Raw genomic sequence first — 22,215 nt, forward strand, 5'->3', positions numbered from 1 at the left:
GCGATACCAGCAACAGAAAGCGCGCGAACCACCTGGTCCGCGCGCTTCTGATTCTGAGCCGCCGGGATTTGGCGACTGGCCGAGCCTACCGCGGGATGATCGGCAGCGTCACGTAGGTCGGATGTGCCGCGTCGTGGAGAATTCGTTGATGCGCCGGGACGAACGTCGAATCGGTCTCGTTATTCCCCCCGGTGTTCAGGTTGCGGTCGTACTTGGGGAAGAGCGCCGACGAGATCGTCACGCGGAGCCGGTGACCTGGCGCGAACACCTTCGATGTGAACCAGAGGCCCATGTTGTACTCCTCCGGCTGCCCCTTCACGAGTGGCACCCCGTGGTCCATTCCTTTCCGGAACCGCGCTCGCACGAAGCCATCCTGGACTCGTTCGGCATGTCCGTCCGGGAAGACGTCGAGCAGCATCACCGCCCAGTCGGTGTCCTTTGCGTCACTCGACGCCCAGACGGTCGCCGTCATTTCGCCGGTGATTTCGAGGGGCCGCGTCAGTGGCTTCGACGTAAACACCAGTTCATCGGGCCGGGTAGCATTGAGCTGCGTGTAATCCTCGTTGAGCGACTCCTCCAGCTCACGCGAGTCGATCAGGTACGGCGTCGGGTCGCCGGGATTGTAGGTGAAGGTATCGGATGCGGCGCCCTTCGGCGGCATCGAGTCGAGCACGCCATTCCCGGAGCTGAGGTGCGCGTTGCCGGCGGACGACACAAACCACTTGGTCAGGTGCTGTTCCTTCAGGGGCCAGTCGCTTTCCTGCCGCCACACGTTGTCGCCTTGCACGAAGATGTCGACCGGCGGGAGCTTGTCGACCCCGTTGTTCCGGCCGAGGAGGTAGTGATCGAACCACCGGATCTGCAGGTCGCGATAGTTGTAGCGTGCGTCGGGGCCGTAATCGCCGGCGACGTAATCATTCCCCTTGTGTGCGCCGAGCCCCATGACGATGTGCCAGGCCGGATGATTCTTGACCTTGAGCAGCGCGTCGGTGTAGTCCATCGGCCCCCGCGAATCATCATGCCAGCCGGCAAGGGACATCGCGGGGACGTTCACCTTGTCGATGTAGGTGGTGGCCGCGTGTGAGCGCCAGTACGCATCGAGCGTCGGGTGCGCGACCCAGCGATCCCACAGTGGCACGTCGCCGCAACCGAGGCGTTGCGGAAGCGTCGACAGCGGCAGGTGGGTGATCGCTTCGCCGATGTCGAGATCAGCGGTGTTCTTCGTCGTTCCCTGCATCATGCATGCCCAGTCCACATTGATCGGTCCGAACGCCATCTCGGCGTACGGCTCGATCTTCCACGGATCGGTCGTGGCTGCCGACGGTGCGATCGCCGCGAGATGTGGCGGGGCGCTCACGGCGGCGTACCACGCCAGGCGTCCTTCGTCCGAGTGACCGATCAGCCCGACCTTGCCGTTGCTCCCGGGGAGCTTGGCGGCATCCTCGACCGCGTCGTATCCGTCCTGGATGTCGGCGGCATAGTCGCCGAAGTCTGCGGGGTTGCCGCTCGACTTGCCGCGGTACCGGACCAGCTGCCCCACGTAGATGTATCCGCGCTCCGCCCACCAGCGTCCCGCCGCGGGATTGGTTGCACGGTACGGCGAGCGCTGCATTACCACGCCGAAGGGACCGTTGCCGGCGGGACGGACGATGTACGTCTCCAGCTTGGCGCCGTCTCGCATCGTCATGGTGCTGGTCGTATCGAAGATCACGGCATACTGCGAGTCCGACGCCGGCATCTTCCAGACTTGATAGTCCTTCTCGACCACACCAGGCGTTGAGCGCGGCACGAAGCGGTAGCGGCGATTCGGAGGCGTATTGCCGGTGTAGAGGACGCCCTCGAGTGTGTCGCGGTGCCATGCTGCGCGCATCACCGTGCTGCCATCCTGCGACAGGATCACCGAATCACCGTTCAGCGCCACCTGGTTGACCTTGAGCACCGGCTGACCGGTGCGCCGTTCGATGAACCCCACATTCCCGGAGTCGCCAGCGGCAAAATGGGCGAACGCCATGCGCCGCCACCCTTCGAAGCCGAACTTCGGTTTCGCGCTGAGCGCGATGTAGACATCCCACTCGCCTGCGAGATTCCCGTTGCGGCGATTGCTTCGCGCGGCGAGCGTCGTTGTCGCCACAGCGAGCACGAGCACCACGGCGAGCCAGCGGGCACCGCGGTGACGCCAATGCAGATCCTTCATGCCACTACCCCCGTTTCAGGCATCGATTGCGAACGCCGCTGTGCGGCGATCAGGATTCCCACACCGACCAGATTCATCACCACGATCATCGCCGTGATCTTGAGCGCGAACCCGAGCACGCTCTGCACGTTGATGATCGGGAAGATCGACAGTACCACGTAGAGAACGGTCATCAGCAGCCCCGACCAGGATGCCACCCGCAGGAACCGCGATGGCCGTGGCGAGACGCCGCGCAATCCGAAGATCGGAATCGCGAACATCACGACATAGGTCAGCGCGTAGAAGATCCCGCCGGCGTTGAAGAGGAGCTGGAATGCTTCCGCCTGGCCGGTGCCGACGAGACTGAGCAGCGAGACGACGAAGGCGCAGATCGCCACCAGCACGATCGAATTGACCGGCGTGCGATACCGCGGATGCAGCTTGCTGAATGACGCCGGCAGGAGGCGATCCCATCCCGCCACCATCGGGAGCCTCGTGACGGCGGTGAACGAGACGCTGAGCTGGGCGACGCGCATGGCGAGCGTCATCAGGATCGCGATCGTCACCAGGGCTCCCGCAATGCCGAACGGACCGAAGCCGATGCGGAGGACCTGCGGCATCGGGCCGACGAGGTCGATGTCGTTGGTCGGGACGTAGGCGACGACCGTCGCCGTACCCAGAATGAAGAGGATCGCAATGATCGGCGCGGCGATGTACACCGACTTGCGCATCGCGCTCGCCGGCGCCCGCGTCTCGCCAGCGAGGATGGCGATGTACTCGAAGCCGCCAAGGGCGCCGAAGCCGAGCTTGCCGAGGATGTTGAGATTGTAGAGCGACAGCTTCGGCATCTCGGTCCGGAACGGGTGGAACTCGTGCAGGTGGCCGCTGGCGAGCCCGATGAACGGCAGGATGATCAGCGCGCCGAAGATGATCAGCATGAAGACGCCGCCGACATTGTGCACCCACTTGCCGACCGCGAGGCCGATCGTCGCGGCAACGGCCATCAGCGTGAGGATGATCGCCGACGACAGCGCGACGAACCAGGTGCTCGACGTCATCCACGCGGCACTCGGTCCGATGGCATACGCCAGATAGGTGGCGCACTGGATCCCGATCTCGGACGTGAAGAGGATCACGTAGAGCCAGAGATTCCACGCCAGCAGAAATCCCACGGTCGGATTGAACCCGAGCTTCGCCCACTGATAGAGGCCGCCTTCGAGCGGCATCAGCTGGTTGAGGTAGATCACGACGGCCGTCATCGGCACGTAGAACAGGATGAGCGCGAGCATCCAGAAGACCACATGCGACGGGCCGAGCTTGCCGGCGACGCCGATCCAGGTGAGGCCGATGATGAAGAGGATCTGTGTCAGTGCCAGGTCGCGGACGCCGAGCTCCTTCTTGAGCTCGGCGCTATGCGCTTCGACTCGCGCCTCTTCCTGGGCCAGACTCATGCCACCCCCTCGCCGAGCGCCTGCCAGAGCCGCGCCCACGAGGCGAGCCCCTCGTGCAGGCGGTGCACGCGGAAGAATTCATTGGGCGCGTGGAAGTCTTCGTCGCCGGTGGAGAACGAGAAGTACACGGTATCCAACCCCATGAGACGCTGGAAGATTTCGGCGAGGGGGACGGTCCCACCCATTCTAACGATCAACGGAGCCACCCCGTAAGTGGCAGCGAGCGCTCCGGCCGCGGCCTTGAGAACCGGGTGATCACGATCGATGTGCGCCGGCCGGGCACCGTGATCGGCGGGGCGCACGGTGAGTGTCACGCCGGGAGGGAGATGCTCCTCGAGGTGACGGGTGACCAGTGCGACGATCTCGTCCGGCTCCTGGTCGGGGACCAGTCGGCAGGTGATCTTGGCGTGCGCCGCCGACGGAACGACGGTCTTCTGCCCCGGGCCCTGGTAGCCGCCCCACATCCCGTTGAGTTCGAGCGTGGGGCGAGTCCACTGGCGTTCGAGCGTCGTGTACCCCGCCTCGCCGATCGCCGCGGGAGCACCGACCTGGGCGAGATACGATGACTCGTCGAACGGCAACCCGGCAATGTCGGCGCGTTCCGCCATACTGAGCTCGCGCACGCGATCGTAGAAACCCGCCACGGCGATGCGCCCATTCACGTCGTGCAACGACGCGATCAATCGGGCCATCGCATGCAACGGATTCGCGACGCTGCCGCCATGACGACCTGAATGGAGGTCCTTCGCCGCCCCGCGCAGCGTGAGCTCGAGCCCCGCCAGGCCGCGATTCGCCACCGTCAACGACGGTTCGTTGATCCGCCACATCGCGCCGTCGGCCGAGACCAGGACATCGGCCGCGAGCATCTCGCGATGTTGTACCACGAACCCCTCGAGGTGGCGCGACCCGATCTCCTCTTCGCCCTCGATCAGGAACTTCACGTTGATCGGCAGCGCCTTCTGCACGGCGAAGAACGCCTCGGCGACCTTGATCGGGATCAGCATCGGTCCCTTGTCATCGGAGACGCCGCGCGCGTACAGGCGACCGTCGCGCAGCGTGGGCCGGAACGGCGGCGACTCCCACAACTCGATCGGATCTTCCGGCTGCACATCGTAGTGCCCGTAGACCAGCACCGTCGGTGCGCCCGGCGCGCCGAGCCATTCGGCGTAGACGATGCTCGCGCCCGGCGTCGGCATGATCTTCACGGTGAGCGGGCCGGCACGCTCGAGCTTTGCCGCGACCCACGCGGCGGCGGTGTTGACGTCGGCAGCATGGGCGGGATCGGTGCTCACGCTTGGAATCGACGCGAATTCCACGAGCTCGCCGAGAATGCGGTCGTGATTCGCCGCGAGCTGCGCGAGAACGGCGTCGATCGCGGTCACTTTCCGCCGTCGATCGAGAGGACCTGTCCGGTCACCCAGCCGATGGATTCCGATGCAAAGAAGAGCACACCGTTGGAGATGTCATCCACCGACCCGAGCCGCTTGAGCGCGATCTTGTCGATGAGTGCCCGCTGTCCCTCGGCACCGTACGATTCCCACTGCCGCTCCGTCGTGGGATTCGACCGGACAAATCCCGGCGCGATGTTGTTGACGGTGATCCCCCACGGCCCGAGTTCGTGCGCCAGCTGCCGGGTGAGGCCGATCTGCGCCGCCTTGGCCGATGCATACGCCTGGATGCCGGTGAGTGAAATGCCGAGACCGGCGCCGCTCGAGATGTTGACGATGCGGCCGAAGTTGCCGCGCTTCATCCCGGGAGCCACCGCCTGGGTGCAGTAGAACGCGCCGCTCACGTTTACGTCGAAGATCGCCTGCCATTGTGCGGGAGTGACTTCTTCGAGCGGCTGCCCCACCTGGCCCAGTACACCGCCGGCGTTGTTGACGAGGATGTGGACCTGTCCCGCGGCCCTCGACGCATCAGCGACAACCTGGTTGACGGCGCTCGTGCTGCTCACGTCGACGATGCGACCGGTGCACTCGCCGCCCACTGACCGGCAAAGCCGTTCCGTCTCGGCCACCTCGTCGGCGAGCACGTCGCACGCCCAGACGGCAGCGCCATGTTGCGCGAGTGCCACCGCGATGGCGCGCCCGAAGCAATGAGCCGCGCCGGTGACGATCGCGGTTTTTCCATTGAAATCGAGATTCATGAGGCCAGTGTGTCGAGGTTGTCGAGAGCGAGCGGCCGGATGCCACGCTCGATGTCACCGATCAGCGTGACCACGCGCGACGTCAACGGCGTGGCAACGGCGCTCTCCGCGCCGAGGGTCACGACGATGCCGAGTTGCGCGTGCACTTCGGTGGGGCGCTTCCGGATGGCGAGGTCGCGCCAGATGCCGCTGTGGGTCTTCGCCGATTTGCGATTGTGTGCCACGAGATGGTCAAGCGACTGCTCCGCGGCCCCCGTCGGCGCGTCGGGGAGATACGCCGCCGGATCGAATCCGTCGAACGCTTCCGGGCGAATTCCGCGTGCCTTCGCAACCGCCAGGATTTCCCGCGCCAGCGCGATGTAGAGGTGCCGGTATTCCGGCCGCGCCAGCGCGTCGGCGATCGAATCGTTGGTGAGCGCGGTGGCGAACAGCATCGCGCCGTATGCTTCCTTCCCCCACAGATAGCCGAAGATGTTGTCGGTGGTGAAGGCGCGCTCGTCGAAATCGCGCCACGCGTCGCGCAGCGCGCTCACGCGCGGCGAGATTCGTGATGCTGGCGGCCCGAACGCTTCGCCCACCGTGACCGTGCCGCGGCCGCCGTAGAGGAGCACGCCGGGCTCGATATAGTCGGCGCCGAAGTTGACGAACGATCCAACGGTTCGCCGTTCGCCGGCGATCGTCGCGATCTCGAGTTCGTTCAAGCCGTTCTGCGCCGAGACAATGGCTCCGGAATCGGTGAGGTGTGGCAGCAGGGCCTGCACCGCGGGGACCGTGTGCTGTGCCTTGGTGGCGAGGACGATCGTGTCCCACGATCCGCGAATGGTATCGGGGGTCCACGCCGGCGCCGTGGCGGTGAAGTCGGCGATCGGTCCGGTGATGCGAAGCCCGGAACGGTTGATCGCGTCAACGTGCTCGGCGACGTTGTCGACCAGCGTCACGTCGTGGCCGGCGCGGGCAAGGAAGGCGCCGATCGTTCCACCGATCGCGCCGGCCCCCCAGATCAGCGACCGGCTCTTGGTCGTCACGACGCGCTACCGCCCCACGAACCGTCCAGGAGCGCCCGCGTTTCCTGCACCGCGACCTCCCAGAGTGCCAGCAGTTCGCTGTCGGGGCGCTCGTACCGGCCCCCGAAATTTCCATCGGGAATCAGGGAACGCATCCCTTTCGGGTCGGTCATCCGCACCCTGAGCATGTCGACCATCGGCCGCCCCGCGGTCGGCATCGTCACGCCCGGAAGGCGGGTCCACGGGAAGTTCTCCATCCACGAGCCATGCGAGGCGACCGGGTCGATCTCCTGCACCTTGGCCCAAGTCCTCGGGGCGTTCCACCAGTTGTGGAAGAGAACCTTGCAGCCGGGGTGGTCCGCCGCCCATTCCTGGGCGAACTGCTGCGCCGCGCCGTTCCCGCCGTGGCCGTTGCAGAGCATGATCCTGCGGAAGCCGCTGTGGGCCATTCCGTCAAGAATGTCGCGCACCATCGCGAGATGTGTTTCGACTCGAATCGAGATCGACCCGGGAAACTCCCGGAAATACGGAGTGACGCCGTACGAAAGCACCGGAAAGACCGGGATCCCGAGCGGTTCGGCGGCGTCGGCGGCGACTCGCTCCGGGAGGATGCAGTCGACGGTGAGGCGGAGATGGGAATGCTGTTCGGTGCTGCCGAGGGGAAGGACGGCGCGATCGTCGTGCTTGAGATACGCCTCGACCTGCATCCAGTTCATGTCGCTGATGCGCACGGGAATAGTCCGGGTCCGATTGGTTGTATTTGGAAGCGAGGGAGAATAGGCGGGATAGGGCGGAGAGGTAAGGGCTCGGCGTGAGCGGTCCGCGCGTTTGGCCATGCCGTTTCAATCAGGTGCGGGAATGGGCGAGTATCCGATCCCATCGGACCACGTCCCGATGACGGCGGTGTTGATGATCTCGTTCGTCGCGAGATCGATCGTGATGACCCGGTTGCGCCCCTGCAACGTCACGAAGGCGAATCGGGAATCGCGAGAGGTCGTGACGCCTTCCGGCGATGCTGAGCCGGCGACTTCGGCGGTTGGTACCAGGGAGTCAGGGGCAATCTTCAGCGTGCGGCGCAGCGTTCGCGTCGGCACATCGTACAGGCGCACTTCGTCGCGTACCGGATCGGTGATCACCGCGATCCTGCTGTCGGGGGTGATCGCGATGCGATACGCCAGGCCGAAGCCCCGCAGGGTATCGACCACGGCACCGCGGTGGGGATCGACGACCATCACCACGCTGTCGACATTGCTTCCTGCCCACACGCTCCTGCCGTCCGCCGCCACCGTGACTCCTTCCGGCTGGCGCGCGACCTTCACGACCTGTGCCGAATCACCGCTCGCGGGGTCGATGATCGCCACCGTGCCGCTGCCGATATTGCCGGTGTAGAGGCGATCACCGGCCGCGGTCGATGCGACGATGTGCGGCGCGCGACCCGAGGTCGGGAGCGTCCTGAGCACCGCTCCGCTGCGAAAGTCGACCAGCAGAACCGCTCCGCGGGTTTCGCAGGTGACCGCGACAACGGTATCGCCAGGCAGGAAGGTCATTCCGTGCGGTCGCTGGTACCCTTCGAGCGTGATGGTGCGGTCGACCGTGCGCGCGGCAATGTTGATGACGGTGAGCGTATTGCCGGGCTGTCCTCGCGCGCCGTAGTTGCTCACCAGCGCCCAGCGGCCGTCGCGGGATATTGCGACCTCGTGCGGCCCGTTGCCGGTGGGCAACGTGGCCCGCACCGAGCCACTTGTCGCGTCGAGAATCATCGCGGTGTTGTCGTTCATGTTGGCGACGACCAGCGTCCCCGACGGGCGGGACTGCGCCATGGCGAGCCGCGGAATGGTGCAGAGAGCGGCGATGGCAATGGCGCGTCGCATCACGCGGCTTGCGCCTCCGCGACGAACTCCTCGAACAACCTCCCCGCCGCGTCATCTCCACTGGCAAACATTTCGGGATGCCACTGCACGCCAACGGCAAACGCATCTCCGGTGAGCTCGAGCCCTTCGATCACGCCGTCCGGCGCCACCGCGGTGGCGACCATACCATCCCCGAGTTCACGAATGCCCTGATGATGCATCGAGTTGACCATCACGCGCAGGCGACCCTGCAGCGCATGGGCGAGGCGCGTATCGGGCTTCACGTCGACCGGATGCGCCAGATGGTTTCGCGCAAATCCCTGACTCGGGAAGAAATCGTGCTTCGCCGATTCCGGCCGATCGTGCGCGAGATCCGGCCAGAGCGTCCCGCCCGCCGCGACGTTCAACAGCTGGATGCCGCGGCAGAGCCCGAGCACCGGCTTCCCGTCGTCGAGCGCCCATTTCGCCAGCATCAACTCCGTCGCGTCGCGATCAGCGTCGAGCCGATCGAGCCGCCCGCCACGCGCCGCGCCGTAGACTTCGGGGTCGATGTCCACGCCGCCCGGAAAGACGATTCCCAGCAGCCCGTCGTACACCGCACGCAACGCCGCTTCATCTCCCGCAATCAGCGGCACCAGCACCGGCGCGCCGCCGGCATGGGTGAGCGCGCGGACATAGTGCTGGTTCATCACCCACGACGGCGGGAGGTCGGCGGGGACGCCATCAATCACCTGAAGTGTCTGGGTGGTGACCCCGATCACCGGCCTCGATCGCATCACAGCACTCCCTCGGCGGTCTCGCGCACCAACTGATCGACGACTGCCTTGAGGTCGCCGGTGGCGCGGAAGGTCGCCAGCTGCCGATCGGCGCTCGTCCCCCCCTCCAGCATCCGGAAGGCGTACTCCACTTCCCTGCGCGAGCCGAGCTCGTCGACGATGTCGCCGATGAACCACTCGATCAATTCGCGAATCAGGTCACGCGCCGGCAGCTCCTTGGCGTGACCGAAATCGATCATCCGTCCATCGAGCCCGAACCGCAACGCGCGCCACTTGTTCTCCTCGATCAGATTCGGCGAGTACTGGCGCCACGTCATGTTGTCGCGGCGCAGTTTCCACAGCTTCGCGATGATCGCCTGGAAGATCGCGCCGATCGCCACCGCTTCGTCCACGCGAGTGCAGACGTCGCACACCCGGAACTCGAGCGTCGGGAACTTGTGATGCGGCCGCACGTCCCACCAGAGCTTGCTTGCGTCGGGAATCGAGCCGGTCGCGACCATGACGTCGACGAACTCCTGGTAGTCCGACCACGACGCCATCGTCCGCGGGATTCCGGTGCGGGGGAAGGAGCGGAAGACAATGCTCCGGTACGACTTGAGCCCGGTGTTGCGGCCCATCCAGAACGGTGACGACGTCGACAATGCCAGCACGTGCGGCAGGAAATACCGGCAGACATTCATCGCGTCGATGCGGAAGTCCGGGTCCTCGATCCCGATGTGGACGTGCGTGCCGAAGATGAGCAGCGACTGCGCCAGTTCCTGCAGATCCTCCTTCACGCCGATGTAGCGCTCGAGCGGGGTGATCTCCTGCTCGATCCACGACGAGAACGGATGCGTACCCGCGGCCGCGATGACGAGCCCGTTTTTCGCGGCGAGATCCATCACCAGCCGCCGCAGGCGAATCAGCTCGGTACGCACTTCGCCCGCGGTGTGGCAGATCTTGGTGCCGATCTCCACCATCGATTGATGCAGTTCGGGCTTCACTTCACCGAGCAGCACCGAATCTTCCTGCAGGATCTCCGTGATATACGAGCGCAACTCGCGCGTCGCCGGGTCGATGATCTGGTATTCCTCTTCGATTCCGATCGTCAGTGACGGTGCCTTCATCGCGGCTCCACGACAAAAGTGGGAATGGTCGAACCGCCGCCCGCGGTGACATTGACCAGCGTCGACGTGGAGATCCGCGACAGCATCCCGTCGGCCCAGGCGCCGTGCCAGCAGAACGGCGCGGTGTCGACGATCCTGTCGTCGCGGGTCACCAGCCCGTCGATCACCGCCGCAAACGGCTCCGACGGCAGGGTGATCCGGCGTTGCACCACGTATGGTTCGGCAAGTGCGCGCGTCACGGCGATCTCCCATTCCGACGGGTCGACTTCCCAGCCGAGGACGATTCCCGATCCGCCATAGTCGTCGTTCGGCTTGAGCACGAGGTGATCGCGGTGCGCGCCGATCCATTCGACGAGATCGATCTCCGCGCCGCCGATCGTCGTGGAGCGTTCCTCGACCACCCGGGTCCATGGCACGTGCCGCGCGATCGCCTCCCGCTGCGGCCCACTGAACAATCGCGCATTGCGCTCGTCGGTCAGCACCGCGAGCGACGCCTTCTTGTGCAGCGGTTTGCACGAGAACGGGTTCACCATGCAGACGGCGCCATCGACGACGGCGCGCACCAGCGGATGGCCGAGTCCGCATTCCTCGATCAATTCGTGAATCAGGACGCGCTTGTATACCAGGTCGACCACCATCCCGCCCGCCTCGCGCAGCTCCCCGCCTTCATAGGTCAGCGCGTCCGGGGTGGTGATTGCGCAGTCGCATCCCATCGACTGGAAATACGATTGGCAGATCCGGAACTCCGGGACCGTCGGAACGTCGTGCCAGTCGACGATGGCGATCGACGGCAACGTCCGCACGCCACGGAAGGCGTGCCAGGTCTCGAGCAGCGTGTTGAAGAGATGATGCCGCGCAAAGAGCGGCTTCACCACCCAGTCCGTGCTGAACCGCCGCATCGCCGGCATGGCGAGAAAGAGCTCGGTCAGCACGTCGCAGTACCCGGTTCCCGCCGGTGTTTCGGCGTTGTACTCGGTGATCTGTACCACGCCATCCGCCGGGTCGACGAACGCATCGAGTCGCGACAGCGGGGCGATCGTCCGGAGCGCGGGTGACGATTCGAGAAGGGTCACTTCCCAGTCGTTCAACCGGAATTGCCCCCGAAAATCGGCGTCGGTCAGCGCTGCGTCGCCGATCACCCTGAACGCCGCGAGCAGGTCGGCCGACACCCCGCGAAGCGCCGCGTATTCGTTCTCGCGCATCAGGCGTGGACGAACCACCGTGCAGAGCGGCCGATCGCCGAAGGCGAGGCCCCGTTCGAGTTGGCGCGCGGCGAGCCACTCCGCCGACTCGATCGCGAGCTCATCAGTCAGGGCGTCGTGCCATGCGCTGATCGGATCGTTATTCACCGCGGCGATCCCCAAGGCGATCAGCGCGAGTCGCCGGCATCACGGAATCGCCAGCTCGCGGCCCGCGAAGAATGCCGAGGCCTTCGGCTTCGGGATTCGTCGTGGTTCGAGCGCCCGCTCGATCGCGACGTCGGCCATGGCGCGCACCGCCCAGTCGAAATACGCGGGTGTCAACGAATTGATGTCGAAGTCGGGGGCCGGATTCATGAAGTCGATCGCGTACGGCACCCCGTCCTTGATCGCCCACTCGATCGAGTTCATGTCATAGTCGAGCGCGCGCACCAGCGTGCGCGACTGCGCGATGATGCGCGCCCGCATTTCCAGCGAGAGGAAGGTGTCGTCAGCGTGGTACTTGCGTTCCTTGGGGTCGTACTTGATCGGCAGGATGTCGGTGCGCCCGATGCAGATGCAGCGCACGAACTCGTCCCACTCGATGAACTCCTGCACGATCATCGACAGGAGGCCGGACTCGTCGTAATGATGAATCAGTTCTTCCAGCGTGCGGCAGACGTAGACGTCGCGCCATCCGCCGCCGTGCGCGTCCTTGAGGATGCAGGGCAGGCCGACGTGGCGGATCACACCTTCCCAGTCGAGCGGATACTGCAGGTTGCGCAGCGACTCGTCGTGCTTGATCCCGGGGACGTACGCCTTGTTCGGCAGCGCGACGGTCTTCGGCGACCGGATCCCGCACGCTTCGGCGAGGGTCGCGCCAAAAAACTTGTCGTCGGCGGTCCACATGTATGGATTGTTTATGACGGTGACACCCTGCAGCACCGCGTGCTTGAGCCAGATCCGGTAGAACGGCACCTCGTGAGAAATCCGGTCGATTACCACGTCGTAGGGAATCTTCTCGTCGAGGGTTGGCGCGCCGAGGGAGACGTACTCGGCGACCACGCCGACGTCGCGCTTGCGGACTTCGTCGATGAACGCCGGCGGCCAGGACCATTCGCGGCCGACGAGGAGGCCGATGGTGCGCGTGGGGGAAGTGTGGGGCATCGCGGCTCCGGTGCGGGATCGACAGCGACGACGGGGAACTGCCGGACGGGTCGTCGCCGGCGCCATGGTCTCGCGATGAATCTATCGGGTTCCGGCGAGGTGGAGCGGGGAGCCGCGGGCGTCCTTACCTTGGAATCAACCATGCTGACCGTCCTGCTCGCGGTCCTCTTCGCGCGTTTCGCATCGGCCCCGCTCCCGGGCGTGGCGCAGGGAACATCCGTCCCCTGGCGGGTCGGTGAGCAGCTGGTCTATGGCGGGAGTTATCGTGTCGTCGTGCCAATCAGCATCGGAAAGATTTCCACGCTCTCCGTGGCGGGGATCGACACCATCGGCGGCATGCCGGCCTGGAAATTCTCCCTGATCACCGACATCTCGGTGCCGCTATACCACAATCACAGCGAACTTCTCTCGTGGACCGGCGTGAATGACTTCGTCTCCCGGCGCTTTGTCGACCGGGTGCACGAGAGCCACTACGACCGCGACGACGACTTTGCCATCCGCGCCGACTCAGGCTTCTATACCAATCACGGCGACACGAACCGGCACGCTACGCCGTCGAAACCCCTCGACGACCTCGCCTTCATCTACTTCCTCCGTCTTCCGTCAACGCCGCTCCAGCCGGGAAAGACGTACAAGCTGCCGCGGTATTTCCGCGATGACCGCAATCCGGTGCTGATCAACGTGCTCGATCGCGAGCCGTGCAAGCTCCCGGGGGGAAATCAGACGATGTGCCTGGTGATCTGGCCGGTCGTGGAGGATCCACCGCACGGCATGTTCATGAGCGGGAAGAACGCCCGCATCTGGATGACTGATGATTCGTTGCGGCTTCCGGTGCAGATCCAGTCCGGGTCGTACACGCTGTTGCTCCGGCAGGTGATCCTTCCCCAGCGAGCGCCGTGATCGCTAGTCGTGCCCACCGATGTACATCGCCAGCATCCGCTGCCAGAACGGCCAGTCATGCGCCCAGCCATCCCACACTCGCAGCGCGTTCCCGATTCCCTTGTTCCAGAGCAGCGTTGAGAACGCCTCGTTCGACGGGCAGAGCGAATCGTCGTGCCCCACGGCGAGGATGATGTCCATCCGCTGGAACGCCGCCATCCGCGCGGGATCGTGCTCGTTGGCCATGAACTCGGCGGGATTGCAGAAGTAGACCGGGCCGCCCAAGTCGCCGTGCGTCAGCCGACGGATGTCGGGGAGGCCGCTCAGTGACAACACCCGCGCGACAAGTTCCGGGTGCCGCATTGCAAACGTGATCGCATGGTACCCTCCGAACGACGCGCCCGCAGTGATCAGCGTCGGATCGGGATTGCCCGATGCGAGCAGCGGCAGGACTTCATCCTTGAGATATCCATCATATCGCAACTGCCACTCGGCACGTTCCGCCACCGGAATCGTCTCGTCGTACCAGCTCGCGTCATCGACGCTGGCGACGCAGCAGAGTTGCAATGCACCCGCCGTCAACTGCTCGCCGAGCACCTCGGGCATCTGCCGATCTTCCCACTCGTGATAGCTGCCGCGGGAGGTCGGAAATGCGAGCACCCGCGCACCGGCATGGCCGAAGAGGAGGAGATCCATCTGCCGGCCGCCGAGCGCGGGGCTCGCCCAGGAATGATGTTGGCGCTGCCACATGCGCCAATATTACTACGGCGCCTTCTGTTTCCCGGCCTTCGGCATCGACGCGGCCATCGCCATCAGCGCGCTGTCGTCGTTCGCGGCGAGCGTGGAAATCGCCTTCCACGTCGAATCCTTCTTCACCGCCGCCGCCATCCAGGCCCCGTGGGAATTCATCCCGTTCGCTGCTGCCATCGTCCATGTTCCGCCCGCGATCGCCGACGTCAGCGTGAGGAAGCGGATGTAGGTCGTGGCGGTGGTCATCGTTCCGCTGTCGGGTGGCATGCCGGCCTTCATCGCCGCAACCGCAGCGTCGTGTCCCTGGGTGACTTTCCCGGTTACATCGACATCCTGATAGTCATCAGCGATGACCGGGGAGATCAGCGTTGCATCGTGCTTGCTGAAGGCCTGGGCGTAGTCGGCGGCAATCGCGCGAATCGCGGCACTGTCCGCCGCCGTGCCCGCCACCGGTCCGCCGGCACTTGGCGCCGTTGCGCACGCCGCCAGCGCACCGAGTACCGCACTCCAGATCAGCTTCTTCATTCGCATCTCTCCTCCGGCTCGATGAAAGGGATGAGGGCCTCGGTCGATATCATACGGCGCGGAACCGCGATCCGTAAGCATCGTCGCATCGCTGCGACGGATTGCACATTCGGCGCATCCTCACTCCCCGAACACGCCAACCACCAACCAGCAGCCGCCCGGCGATTCGCCCGGCCTGGAAAGGGGAGACAATGATGATTCGAATTGCCGCCGCGATGATGATGGTCGCGGCAGGCGCCACGCGGCTGTCGGCGCAGGACCCGATCGCCGGCAAGTGGAGCATGGATTACCCGACCGCGATCCGCAGCGAGAACGGCGAAGAGACCGTCGTCTCGAGCCGGAAGGCGACCTTCGATTTCACGATGCGCGGCGACTCGATCGCCGGGACGTGGACCCTCGCCCCCGACAGCACCGGCACTGCGCCGAAGCCGCTCGCCGTTCACGGCGTGCGCACCGGCACGTCGTACACCATCGAGACCGAACCGGTCGACCGTCACATCGTGATGAACGGCGACGACCACACCATCCGCATGGCGACGAAATACACCTTCGAAGTGCACGGTGAGCAGCTGGCCGGCGCGTCGACCCTCTTCGCGGTCGATGGATCGATGGACATGCCGAGCCGGCTCTTCGTCGCCGCCCGCGAGAAGCCGTAGCGGCGGCTTCAGCGCTCCCGCTAGTCGTTCCGCATCACCGTGGCAGGGTCGACATGGAGCGCACGGCGCGCAGGGACCACGGTCGCGACGATCGCCGCGACCAGCAGCAGTAGCGGCGCCGCGACGAAGGTGACCGGGTCGTGAATCGCGACGCCGTAGACCAGCGATGACGTGACCCGGGCGAGTGCCCACGCACCGGCGAGTCCGACCGCAATCCCGATCGTGGCGACGATCGCCATCTCGCGTGACAGCAACGCCATCAGGTCGGCGCCGGAGGCGCCGAGTGCAGAGCGGATGCCGAGTTCGCGGCGCCGCTGCGTGACGCCGTACCCAGCCACGGCGGCGACGCCGACCGCCGCAAGCACGAACGCGAGTGCTGCGAACACGCTCAGCAGCAGCGTGTTCGTGCGTCTCGGCGCCAGCGACCGCCCGAGCACGTCGGTCATCGTCCTCACATTGTAGACCGCCTGCGTCGGATCAATCGCACGCACAGCATTGCGAATCGCGTCGAGCATGGCGGCAGGCGCCATCGTGCCGCGCGCGACGATCGCGACGTTCGGCGGCGTCCACTGCGCCATCGGCATGTACATCTGCGGCGTCGGATCGACGTCGAGCGTCGATTGGCGAGTGTCGGCGACGACGCCGACCACGGTGATCGGCGTGTTGGGGTCGGAGCGGAATACCCGGCCGAGCGGTGATTGTCCCGGCCAATAGTGGCGTGCCACCGACGTGCTGATGATCGCCACGGACGGGCCGCCGGAATCGTCGGTTGCGGCGAAATCGCGCCCGGCAATCACCTTGATGCCCAGGGCGGCGAAATACCCGGGCGAGGCGAAAAGATCCCGGGCGCCCACGTCATCGTCATGCGCGGGAACCCCGTCCGCCGTGATCTGGAGGGCGATGCCGCCGCTACCGCTGAGCGGCAGGTCGTTCACGGCGCCCGCGGCAACGATCCCCGGCGACGCGCGGAGACGATCGAGGATCGCGTTGATCTCGACCCGCTTGCGCCCCCATGGAATTGACGAGGGAAAGGTCAGTTGCAACGTGCCCGCATGTTCGACCTGCATCCCGGAATCCGTGTCGAGGAGGCGCGCGAACGAGCGCAGCATCAATCCGGCGCCGATCAGCAGCATCACGGCGAGGGCCAGCTCTGCGCCGACCAGCAGCCGTCTCGACATCCCGAACGCGGCCCCCGTCGAACCGTGGCCGCCTCCGGACTTGACGGCGCCACTGAGATCGCCTCGGGACGCGCCGAGCGCCGGCCAGAGTCCGAGGACGATGCCCGTGAGCAGTGCGAGTGCCGCCGCAAAGGCGAGGAGGCGCAAGTTCACGCCGATCGGCGCGACGCCCGCGAGTTGATGCGGTATCAGCGACGCAATGACCCGCAGCGCCGCCGGCGCGGCCGCGACGCCGATCGCCGTCCCCATCATCGCGAGCAGCACGCTCTCGGTGAGGAGTTGGCGCACGATTCGCGATCGCGTGGCGCCGAGCACTTCGCGCACCGCGACTTCCCGTCGACGCGTGCTTCCCTGCGACAAGAGCAGATTCGCCACGTTGGCGCACGCGATCAACAGCAGCAAGCCCGTCGCCCCGAGCAGCAGCACCAGCGCGGTGCGCCGGTCGCCGACGAGACCCCGCTGCAGCGAAATCATCCCGCCGCTCTTTTCGAGGTCGTGGAGCGAGTCGTGCAGATACCCTTGCCCATTGGCCTCGCCCTTGAGTCCTGGTGCCAGTCCCTGACGCCAGCGCGCCAGCAACTGATGCGATGCCGTGGTGGCCGATATCCCCGGCGCGAGCCGCGCGATCACCGAGGATGGCAGGTAGTTCCGGAACGCCTCGAACGACTCGAACGTCGTCGGCAACGTCATCGGGATCCAGAGATCGGCCTCCTCCGGGAAGGAGAAGCCACGCGGCATCACCCCGACGACGACGTACGGTTTGGTATTGAGGATGATCGACCGTCCGATCATCTCGCGGCCGCCGAATTGCCGCTGCCACAACCCCCACGAGAGAAGCGCCACGTGTGACCGACCAGGCACCCCCTCCTGGGCTGCGAACGTCCGCCCGATCGCGCTGCCAATGCCGAGCGTGGCGAAGAAATTCGTCGTGACCGCCGCGATCGTCAGTCGCGTCGGCCGCTCGGCATCGCCGAGATTGAGACCGCCGACGGCGTATCCGGCGGCGCTGGAGAACACGTTCGGCATCGCATTGGCGTCGTTGAGGTCGACGAAATGCGTGGCGGATTTCGGGAAATGCTGTGTCGGTCCCGGATCGAACGGGATATTGACGTCGGGCAGAATCACGAGCCGGTCGGCATGCGGAAACGGCAACGGTCGCAGGATCGCGGCATCCACCGCGGAGAACATCGCGGTCGTCGCCCCGATGCCGAGCGCCAGCACGATCACCACGGCGGCGGTGAATCCCGGACGTTGCCTCAACCGCCGCGCCGCATAGCGGAGATCCTGCTGCAGTGTCTCCGCCGCCGCGAATCCCCATATCTCGCGGCTCGACTCTTCCACGTTGGTCGCGTTGCCGAATCGTCGCTGCGCCATGGCGCGCGCGTCGGCATCGGAGATCCCCGACCCGGCCAGCTGTTCGGCACGCAGCGCCCGGTGCAACCGCATCTCCTCCTCCAGCTCCCGCGACGCGCGATCGCGAAAGAGGAACAGCTTGGCGCGACGCCACCACGACAGGTCAATCATCACGCCGGCTCCGGATGGAGGACTCGTGCAATGGCCCGGCTCACATGCCGGTAATCGTTGAGCTCGCGGGCAAGCTGCTTCCGTCCCGCCGCCGTGAGCTGGTAATAGCGCGCGCGGCGATTCTCGGTCGTCCGCCCCCACGTTCCCGTGATCCATCCCTGCACCAGCATCCGCTGCAGCGCGGGATAGAGCGACCCCTCCTCGACCCGCAGTACGTCCGCCGAGGTGTGCTGGATCGTCTCGGCGATTTCGAAGCCGTGCAGTTCCTTGTGGTGCGCCAGCGTGCGGAGGATCAGCATGTCGAGGGTCCCCGGCGGGATCGGATGGCGGTCGGAAGTCGTCATGACATAGATGATCTATGTTATCCGGTCGTCGCGCAACCCCGGGCCGGTCGCCGCCGCGGATCTCCCCGGGATTGCGACGCCGTCACACCGTCGTCATGATCGGGAGGCGATCCTTCTCTGATCCGATCCGGAGGGCTGATGAACGACACCCCGCAACTGTGGACCCGCGGCGACTATGCCATCTCGACCGACCGCGCCCGGCTCGACCTCGACGCCGCGCTCGAACTCCTCCGCACCACCTTCTGGGCGCGCTCGATTCCGGTCGACGTCCTCGCGCGTGCGGTGGAGAATTCACTCGCCTTTGCGCTGTACCGCGGCAGCACGCTGATCGGGTTCGCCCGCGTGGTGACCGATCGCGCCACCTACGGCTACGTGACCGATGTCGTCGTCGCCGACGGGCACCGCAACGCCGGACTGGGACAGTGGCTCACCGAATGCGTCATCGCACATCCGGATCTCCAGCAGCTGCGCCGGCTCACCCTCCTGACTCGCGACGCCCGCACGCTGTATGAACGCTGCGGCTTCGCGGTCGGCCCCGATGCAACGCATGTCTACATGGAGCGCACCCCGTGACACCGTAATTCGCCGCTATTCCACGGCGATCTCGACATCGGCGTCGTCGCCCTTGTGGAGGAAGTACACCAGCGGCAGGCCGACCAGGAAGAGAATGGCGACGAGCTGGAAGAGGTGATTGTACGCCAGCGTCGCCGCCTGCTGCTCGGCGTCGGTGTTGAGAATCTGCAGCGCGCGTTGATGCGCCAGCACCGGATCGGCGCCGGCCCGCATCAGCGCGGCGGTGGTATTCCTGATGAACGCACTCGCCTGCGGATTGGCGACCCCCGCACCCTGCGCCAGGATGTCGTGATAGCGTGTGGTGGCCGTCGTGAGCTGCGTCGCGGCAATGGCGATGCCGATGCTGCCGAACACCTGGCGCACCACGTTGTACAATCCCGTCGCCTGCGTCATCTGCGGTTTGGGGATCGTCGCGAGTGCCGCGGTCGATAGCGCCACGAAGATCAACGAGAAGCCGACCCCCTGCCACACCTGCGGCCAGATGATGTCGCTCATCCCGACGTCGGTCGTCAGGTGCGAGATCGCCCAGAACCCGTACGCGGTGACGACGAGCCCGGCACCGACGAGCAACCGGGGGCCGAGCCGGTTGTAGAATCGCCCGCCGATCGGCATCAGCAGCGCCATCGCCAGCGAACGCGGCATCATGGCGATCCCCGAATGCGTCGCGTCAAATCCGATCAGGTCCTGCAGGAAGAGCGGCAGCAGGAAGAGTGAGCCGTTCAGTCCGAGACCGAGCACCCCTCCGATCGCGGTGGCGGAACTGAAGGAGATGTTGCGCAGTATCCGCAGGTTGACCGCCGGGCGCTCCGCCGCAAGTTCTCGCCAGACGAAGAGGAGCAGCCCGACCGTTGCGATGATCGCCAGTCGTACGATGAACGCCGACTGGAACCAGTTCTCCCGCTCTCCCTCCTCCAGCAACAGTTGCAGCGCTCCGAGCCCCACCACGAGCAGACCAAGCCCGGGGAAATCGATGTATCCCTTCTCGCGTACCAGATACGGCGGATCCTTGATGAACCGCGTCACCATCATGACGTTGATCACGCCGATCGGCACGTTGATGTAGAAGATCCACGGCCACGAGTAATTGTCGGTAAGCCAGCCGCCCAGCGTCGGCCCGAAGGCGGGAGCAAGCACGACGCCGAGGCCGTAGATCCCCATCGCGATTCCCTGTTCCTCACGCGGGAAGCTCTCGCGCAGAATGGCCTGCGAGACAGTGATCAGCACGCCGCCGCCGATCCCCTGCAGGATGCGGAAGGCGACCATCACCGGGAGCGTTCGCGCCAGACCGCACGCCATCGACGCCATGGTGAAGAGGACTGCGCTCGCCATGTAGAAGTTTTTCCGGCCGAATCGCGCGCTCAGCAGCGCCGTGATCGGCATGACGATGACGTTGGCGAGGATGTATCCGGTGACCACCCAGGTGATTTCGACGATCGTCACGCCGAGCGAGCCGCTCATGTCGGGCAGCGCAACGTTGACGATGCTCGAATCGAGCGCCGCCATGATCGAGCCGGTCATGACGCTGGCGGTGATCAGCCATTTCCCGGAATCGGACGCGGTGGCCGAGCCGGGCGGCGTCCTCGTCGCAGCAGGCGGACCGTCCCCGGGTGTCATGTCGTCCTCTCTAGATTGCGCCGCAATGACTTCGGCCCCAGTTCCGGCGCGGCGCAGCGTTCCCTCGCTGGCCCGCGCCCTGCGCCATCGCAACTACCGTCTCTTCTTCGCCGGGCAGGGGACGTCTGTGGTCGGCACCTGGATCACCCGTGTCGCGACCTCCTGGCTCGTCTTCCGCCTCACGCATTCTGCCGTCCTCCTGGGCTTCGTTGCCTTCTTCGGACAAGTCCCGACGTTTCTCCTCGCGCCGATCGCCGGAGTATGGGTCGACCGGCTCGACCGATACAAGGTGCTCTTCGTCACCCAGACGCTGGCAATGTTGCAGTCGTTCGCGCTGGCGGCGCTGGCGCTCACCGGGGTGATCCAGGTCTGGCACATTCTCGTGCTGCAGGCGTTCCAGGGAATGATCAACGCCTTCGACACGCCGTCGCGCCAGAGTTTCCTGATCGAGATGGTCGACGATCCCGCCGATCTCTCCAACGCCATCGCACTCAATTCGACGATGGTCAACGCCGCGAGGCTGATCGGCCCGGCGATCGCCGGCGCGCTGATCTCGTCGGTCGGCGAAGGGTGGTGCTTCCTGATCGACGGCGTGAGTTATCTCGCCGTGATCGGCTCGCTCTGGCTGATGCGCGTTGCGCACGAAGTCCGCGAATGGCGCGACACGCGGGTCTGGGACGAGCTCGTTGCTGGTGTGCGCTACGCAGGCGGCTTCCCGCCGATTCGCGCCATTCTCCTCCTCCTCACGCTTACCAGCATCGCGGGGATGCCGTATTCGACGCTGATGCCGGTGATCGCAAGCGACGTGCTGCACAGCAACGCACTGGCATATGGCTTCCTGATGGGTGCCGTCGGCGTCGGCGCGCTCATCGGAGCGCTGCATCTCGCGTCACGCCGGTCGGTGCGCGGCTTGGGACGGCTCGTTCCGCAGGCGACGCTCACCTTTGGCGGCGCGCTCGTCGCCTTCTCCTTTTCGCGGAACATATTTCTCTCGATCGGGCTCCTCCTCTTTGTCGGCATCGGCTTCATGACGCAGATGGCGGGGAGCAATACGCTGCTGCAGACGCTGGTGCGCCCCGAGATGCGCGGGAGGGTGATGGCGTTCTACACCATGGCGATCATGGGAACGGTGCCGTTCGGAGCCCTCCTCGCAGGAGAACTCGCCGCCCGGATCGGCGCGCCGCACACCATCCTGGCCGGCGGCCTCACCTGCGTGGCGGGCGGACTCGTCTTCCTGCGGATCCTTCCCGGTCTCCGCGAGCATGTGCGCCCGATCTATATCGAACGAGGGATCATTCCACCGACGGAGGAGCCATGACCT

At 65.6% G+C, this 22,215-nt stretch carries 20 protein-coding genes; 4 read left to right on the forward strand and 16 right to left on the reverse strand.

Going from position 1 to position 22,215, the window contains the following annotated elements:
• Positions 1–85: 85 nt before the first annotated feature.
• The 11 genes from VGM20_12705 to VGM20_12755 form a co-directional block, all read right to left on the reverse strand.
• Complete coding sequence (locus tag VGM20_12705; GenBank protein HEY4101725.1) at positions 86–2,194, reverse strand: CocE/NonD family hydrolase; 2,109 nt, start codon at positions 2,192–2,194, stop codon at positions 86–88.
• Positions 2,191–3,624 (reverse strand): APC family permease, encoded by a 1,434-nt coding sequence (locus VGM20_12710; protein HEY4101726.1) that lies wholly within the window; start codon positions 3,622–3,624, stop codon positions 2,191–2,193. Before VGM20_12710 ends, VGM20_12705 begins: the two co-directional genes overlap by 4 nt.
• Positions 3,621–5,006 (reverse strand): dipeptidase, encoded by a 1,386-nt coding sequence (locus tag VGM20_12715; protein ID HEY4101727.1) that lies wholly within the window; start codon positions 5,004–5,006, stop codon positions 3,621–3,623. The genes VGM20_12710 and VGM20_12715 overlap by 4 nt, the downstream gene beginning before the upstream one ends.
• Entirely contained in the window at positions 5,003–5,770 is a 768-nt protein-coding gene (locus VGM20_12720; protein HEY4101728.1) for an SDR family NAD(P)-dependent oxidoreductase, read from the reverse strand. The genes VGM20_12715 and VGM20_12720 overlap by 4 nt, the downstream gene beginning before the upstream one ends.
• Positions 5,767–6,795 carry a 2-dehydropantoate 2-reductase N-terminal domain-containing protein gene (locus VGM20_12725; GenBank protein ID HEY4101729.1) on the reverse strand — a complete coding sequence of 343 codons (1,029 nt, stop codon included), beginning with the start codon at positions 6,793–6,795 and terminating at the stop codon, positions 5,767–5,769. Before VGM20_12725 ends, VGM20_12720 begins: the two co-directional genes overlap by 4 nt.
• Positions 6,792–7,505 carry a creatininase family protein gene (locus tag VGM20_12730; GenBank protein ID HEY4101730.1) on the reverse strand — a complete coding sequence of 238 codons (714 nt, stop codon included), beginning with the start codon at positions 7,503–7,505 and terminating at the stop codon, positions 6,792–6,794. The genes VGM20_12725 and VGM20_12730 overlap by 4 nt, the downstream gene beginning before the upstream one ends.
• A 111-nt stretch (positions 7,506–7,616) precedes the next feature.
• Positions 7,617–8,645, reverse strand: a complete 1,029-nt coding sequence (locus VGM20_12735; GenBank protein ID HEY4101731.1) for a hypothetical protein — start codon at positions 8,643–8,645, stop codon at positions 7,617–7,619.
• Positions 8,645–9,400, reverse strand: coding sequence for a gamma-glutamyl-gamma-aminobutyrate hydrolase family protein (locus tag VGM20_12740; protein HEY4101732.1), 756 nt, complete (start codon positions 9,398–9,400; stop codon positions 8,645–8,647). The genes VGM20_12735 and VGM20_12740 overlap by 1 nt, the downstream gene beginning before the upstream one ends.
• Positions 9,400–10,506, reverse strand: a complete 1,107-nt coding sequence (locus VGM20_12745; protein HEY4101733.1) for a carboxylate-amine ligase — start codon at positions 10,504–10,506, stop codon at positions 9,400–9,402. The genes VGM20_12740 and VGM20_12745 overlap by 1 nt, the downstream gene beginning before the upstream one ends.
• A complete protein-coding gene (locus VGM20_12750) occupies positions 10,503–11,855 on the reverse strand; it encodes a hypothetical protein (protein HEY4101734.1) in 1,353 nt (450 codons plus the stop codon). The genes VGM20_12745 and VGM20_12750 overlap by 4 nt, the downstream gene beginning before the upstream one ends.
• A gap of 39 nt (positions 11,856–11,894) precedes the next feature.
• Positions 11,895–12,851 (reverse strand): hypothetical protein, encoded by a 957-nt coding sequence (locus VGM20_12755; GenBank protein ID HEY4101735.1) that lies wholly within the window; start codon positions 12,849–12,851, stop codon positions 11,895–11,897.
• 141 nt (positions 12,852–12,992) lie between these two features.
• On the opposite strand from VGM20_12755, the gene VGM20_12760 reads away from it, so the two are divergent.
• Entirely contained in the window at positions 12,993–13,751 is a 759-nt protein-coding gene (locus VGM20_12760) for a DUF3108 domain-containing protein (protein ID HEY4101736.1), read from the forward strand.
• A gap of 3 nt (positions 13,752–13,754) precedes the next feature.
• On the opposite strand, the gene VGM20_12765 is transcribed toward VGM20_12760, so the two are convergent.
• A complete protein-coding gene (locus tag VGM20_12765) occupies positions 13,755–14,480 on the reverse strand; it encodes an alpha/beta hydrolase-fold protein (protein HEY4101737.1) in 726 nt (241 codons plus the stop codon).
• A 12-nt stretch (positions 14,481–14,492) separates the two neighbouring features.
• A complete protein-coding gene (locus VGM20_12770; protein ID HEY4101738.1) occupies positions 14,493–15,011 on the reverse strand; it encodes a DUF4440 domain-containing protein in 519 nt (172 codons plus the stop codon).
• Positions 15,012–15,199: 188 nt separating this feature from the next.
• Here VGM20_12770 and VGM20_12775 point away from each other — a divergent pair, with 188 nt between their 5' ends.
• Positions 15,200–15,661, forward strand: coding sequence for a hypothetical protein (locus tag VGM20_12775; GenBank protein HEY4101739.1), 462 nt, complete (start codon positions 15,200–15,202; stop codon positions 15,659–15,661).
• 20 nt (positions 15,662–15,681) lie between these two features.
• On the opposite strand, the gene VGM20_12780 is transcribed toward VGM20_12775, so the two are convergent.
• Positions 15,682–18,363: an ABC transporter permease gene (locus VGM20_12780; protein ID HEY4101740.1), complete on the reverse strand. Its 2,682-nt coding sequence runs from the start codon at positions 18,361–18,363 to the stop codon at positions 15,682–15,684.
• Complete coding sequence (locus VGM20_12785) at positions 18,363–18,707, reverse strand: PadR family transcriptional regulator (GenBank protein ID HEY4101741.1); 345 nt, start codon at positions 18,705–18,707, stop codon at positions 18,363–18,365. The genes VGM20_12780 and VGM20_12785 overlap by 1 nt, the downstream gene beginning before the upstream one ends.
• A 138-nt stretch (positions 18,708–18,845) precedes the next feature.
• On the opposite strand from VGM20_12785, the gene VGM20_12790 reads away from it, so the two are divergent.
• On the forward strand, positions 18,846–19,280 hold the full coding sequence (locus tag VGM20_12790) for a GNAT family N-acetyltransferase (protein ID HEY4101742.1): 435 nt from the start codon (positions 18,846–18,848) through the stop codon (positions 19,278–19,280).
• Positions 19,281–19,295: 15 nt separating this feature from the next.
• On the opposite strand, the gene VGM20_12795 is transcribed toward VGM20_12790, so the two are convergent.
• Positions 19,296–20,894 carry a DHA2 family efflux MFS transporter permease subunit gene (locus VGM20_12795; protein HEY4101743.1) on the reverse strand — a complete coding sequence of 533 codons (1,599 nt, stop codon included), beginning with the start codon at positions 20,892–20,894 and terminating at the stop codon, positions 19,296–19,298.
• Between the two features lie 25 nt (positions 20,895–20,919).
• Here VGM20_12795 and VGM20_12800 point away from each other — a divergent pair, with 25 nt between their 5' ends.
• Positions 20,920–22,212: an MFS transporter gene (locus VGM20_12800; protein ID HEY4101744.1), complete on the forward strand. Its 1,293-nt coding sequence runs from the start codon at positions 20,920–20,922 to the stop codon at positions 22,210–22,212.
• Positions 22,213–22,215 lie beyond the last annotated feature (3 nt).

The sequence above is a fragment of the Gemmatimonadales bacterium genome (genome assembly GCA_036500345.1).
In the GTDB taxonomy this organism is placed as follows: domain Bacteria; phylum Gemmatimonadota; class Gemmatimonadetes; order Gemmatimonadales; family GWC2-71-9; genus Palsa-1233.

Bases quoted from the DNA above. Each gene is read 5' to 3' on its own strand.
- VGM20_12710 (HEY4101726.1), bottom strand. From the start codon at position 3,624: ATGAGTCTGGCCCAGGAAGAGGCGCGAGTCGAAGCGCATAGCGCCGAG.
- VGM20_12720 (HEY4101728.1), bottom strand. From the start codon at position 5,770: ATGAATCTCGATTTCAATGGAAAAACCGCGATCGTCACCGGCGCGGCT.
- VGM20_12760 (HEY4101736.1), top strand. From the start codon at position 12,993: ATGCTGACCGTCCTGCTCGCGGTCCTCTTCGCGCGTTTCGCATCGGCC.
- VGM20_12780 (HEY4101740.1), bottom strand. From the start codon at position 18,363: ATGATTGACCTGTCGTGGTGGCGTCGCGCCAAGCTGTTCCTCTTTCGC.
- VGM20_12770 (HEY4101738.1), bottom strand. From the start codon at position 15,011: ATGCGAATGAAGAAGCTGATCTGGAGTGCGGTACTCGGTGCGCTGGCG.
- VGM20_12765 (HEY4101737.1), bottom strand. From the start codon at position 14,480: ATGTGGCAGCGCCAACATCATTCCTGGGCGAGCCCCGCGCTCGGCGGC.
- VGM20_12800 (HEY4101744.1), top strand. From the start codon at position 20,920: ATGACTTCGGCCCCAGTTCCGGCGCGGCGCAGCGTTCCCTCGCTGGCC.
- VGM20_12745 (HEY4101733.1), bottom strand. From the start codon at position 10,506: ATGAAGGCACCGTCACTGACGATCGGAATCGAAGAGGAATACCAGATC.
- VGM20_12755 (HEY4101735.1), bottom strand. From the start codon at position 12,851: ATGCCCCACACTTCCCCCACGCGCACCATCGGCCTCCTCGTCGGCCGC.
- VGM20_12795 (HEY4101743.1), bottom strand. From the start codon at position 20,894: ATGACACCCGGGGACGGTCCGCCTGCTGCGACGAGGACGCCGCCCGGC.
- VGM20_12740 (HEY4101732.1), bottom strand. From the start codon at position 9,400: ATGCGATCGAGGCCGGTGATCGGGGTCACCACCCAGACACTTCAGGTG.
- VGM20_12705 (HEY4101725.1), bottom strand. From the start codon at position 2,194: ATGAAGGATCTGCATTGGCGTCACCGCGGTGCCCGCTGGCTCGCCGTG.
- VGM20_12735 (HEY4101731.1), bottom strand. From the start codon at position 8,645: ATGCGACGCGCCATTGCCATCGCCGCTCTCTGCACCATTCCGCGGCTC.
- VGM20_12790 (HEY4101742.1), top strand. From the start codon at position 18,846: ATGAACGACACCCCGCAACTGTGGACCCGCGGCGACTATGCCATCTCG.
- VGM20_12785 (HEY4101741.1), bottom strand. From the start codon at position 18,707: ATGACGACTTCCGACCGCCATCCGATCCCGCCGGGGACCCTCGACATG.
- VGM20_12775 (HEY4101739.1), top strand. From the start codon at position 15,200: ATGATTCGAATTGCCGCCGCGATGATGATGGTCGCGGCAGGCGCCACG.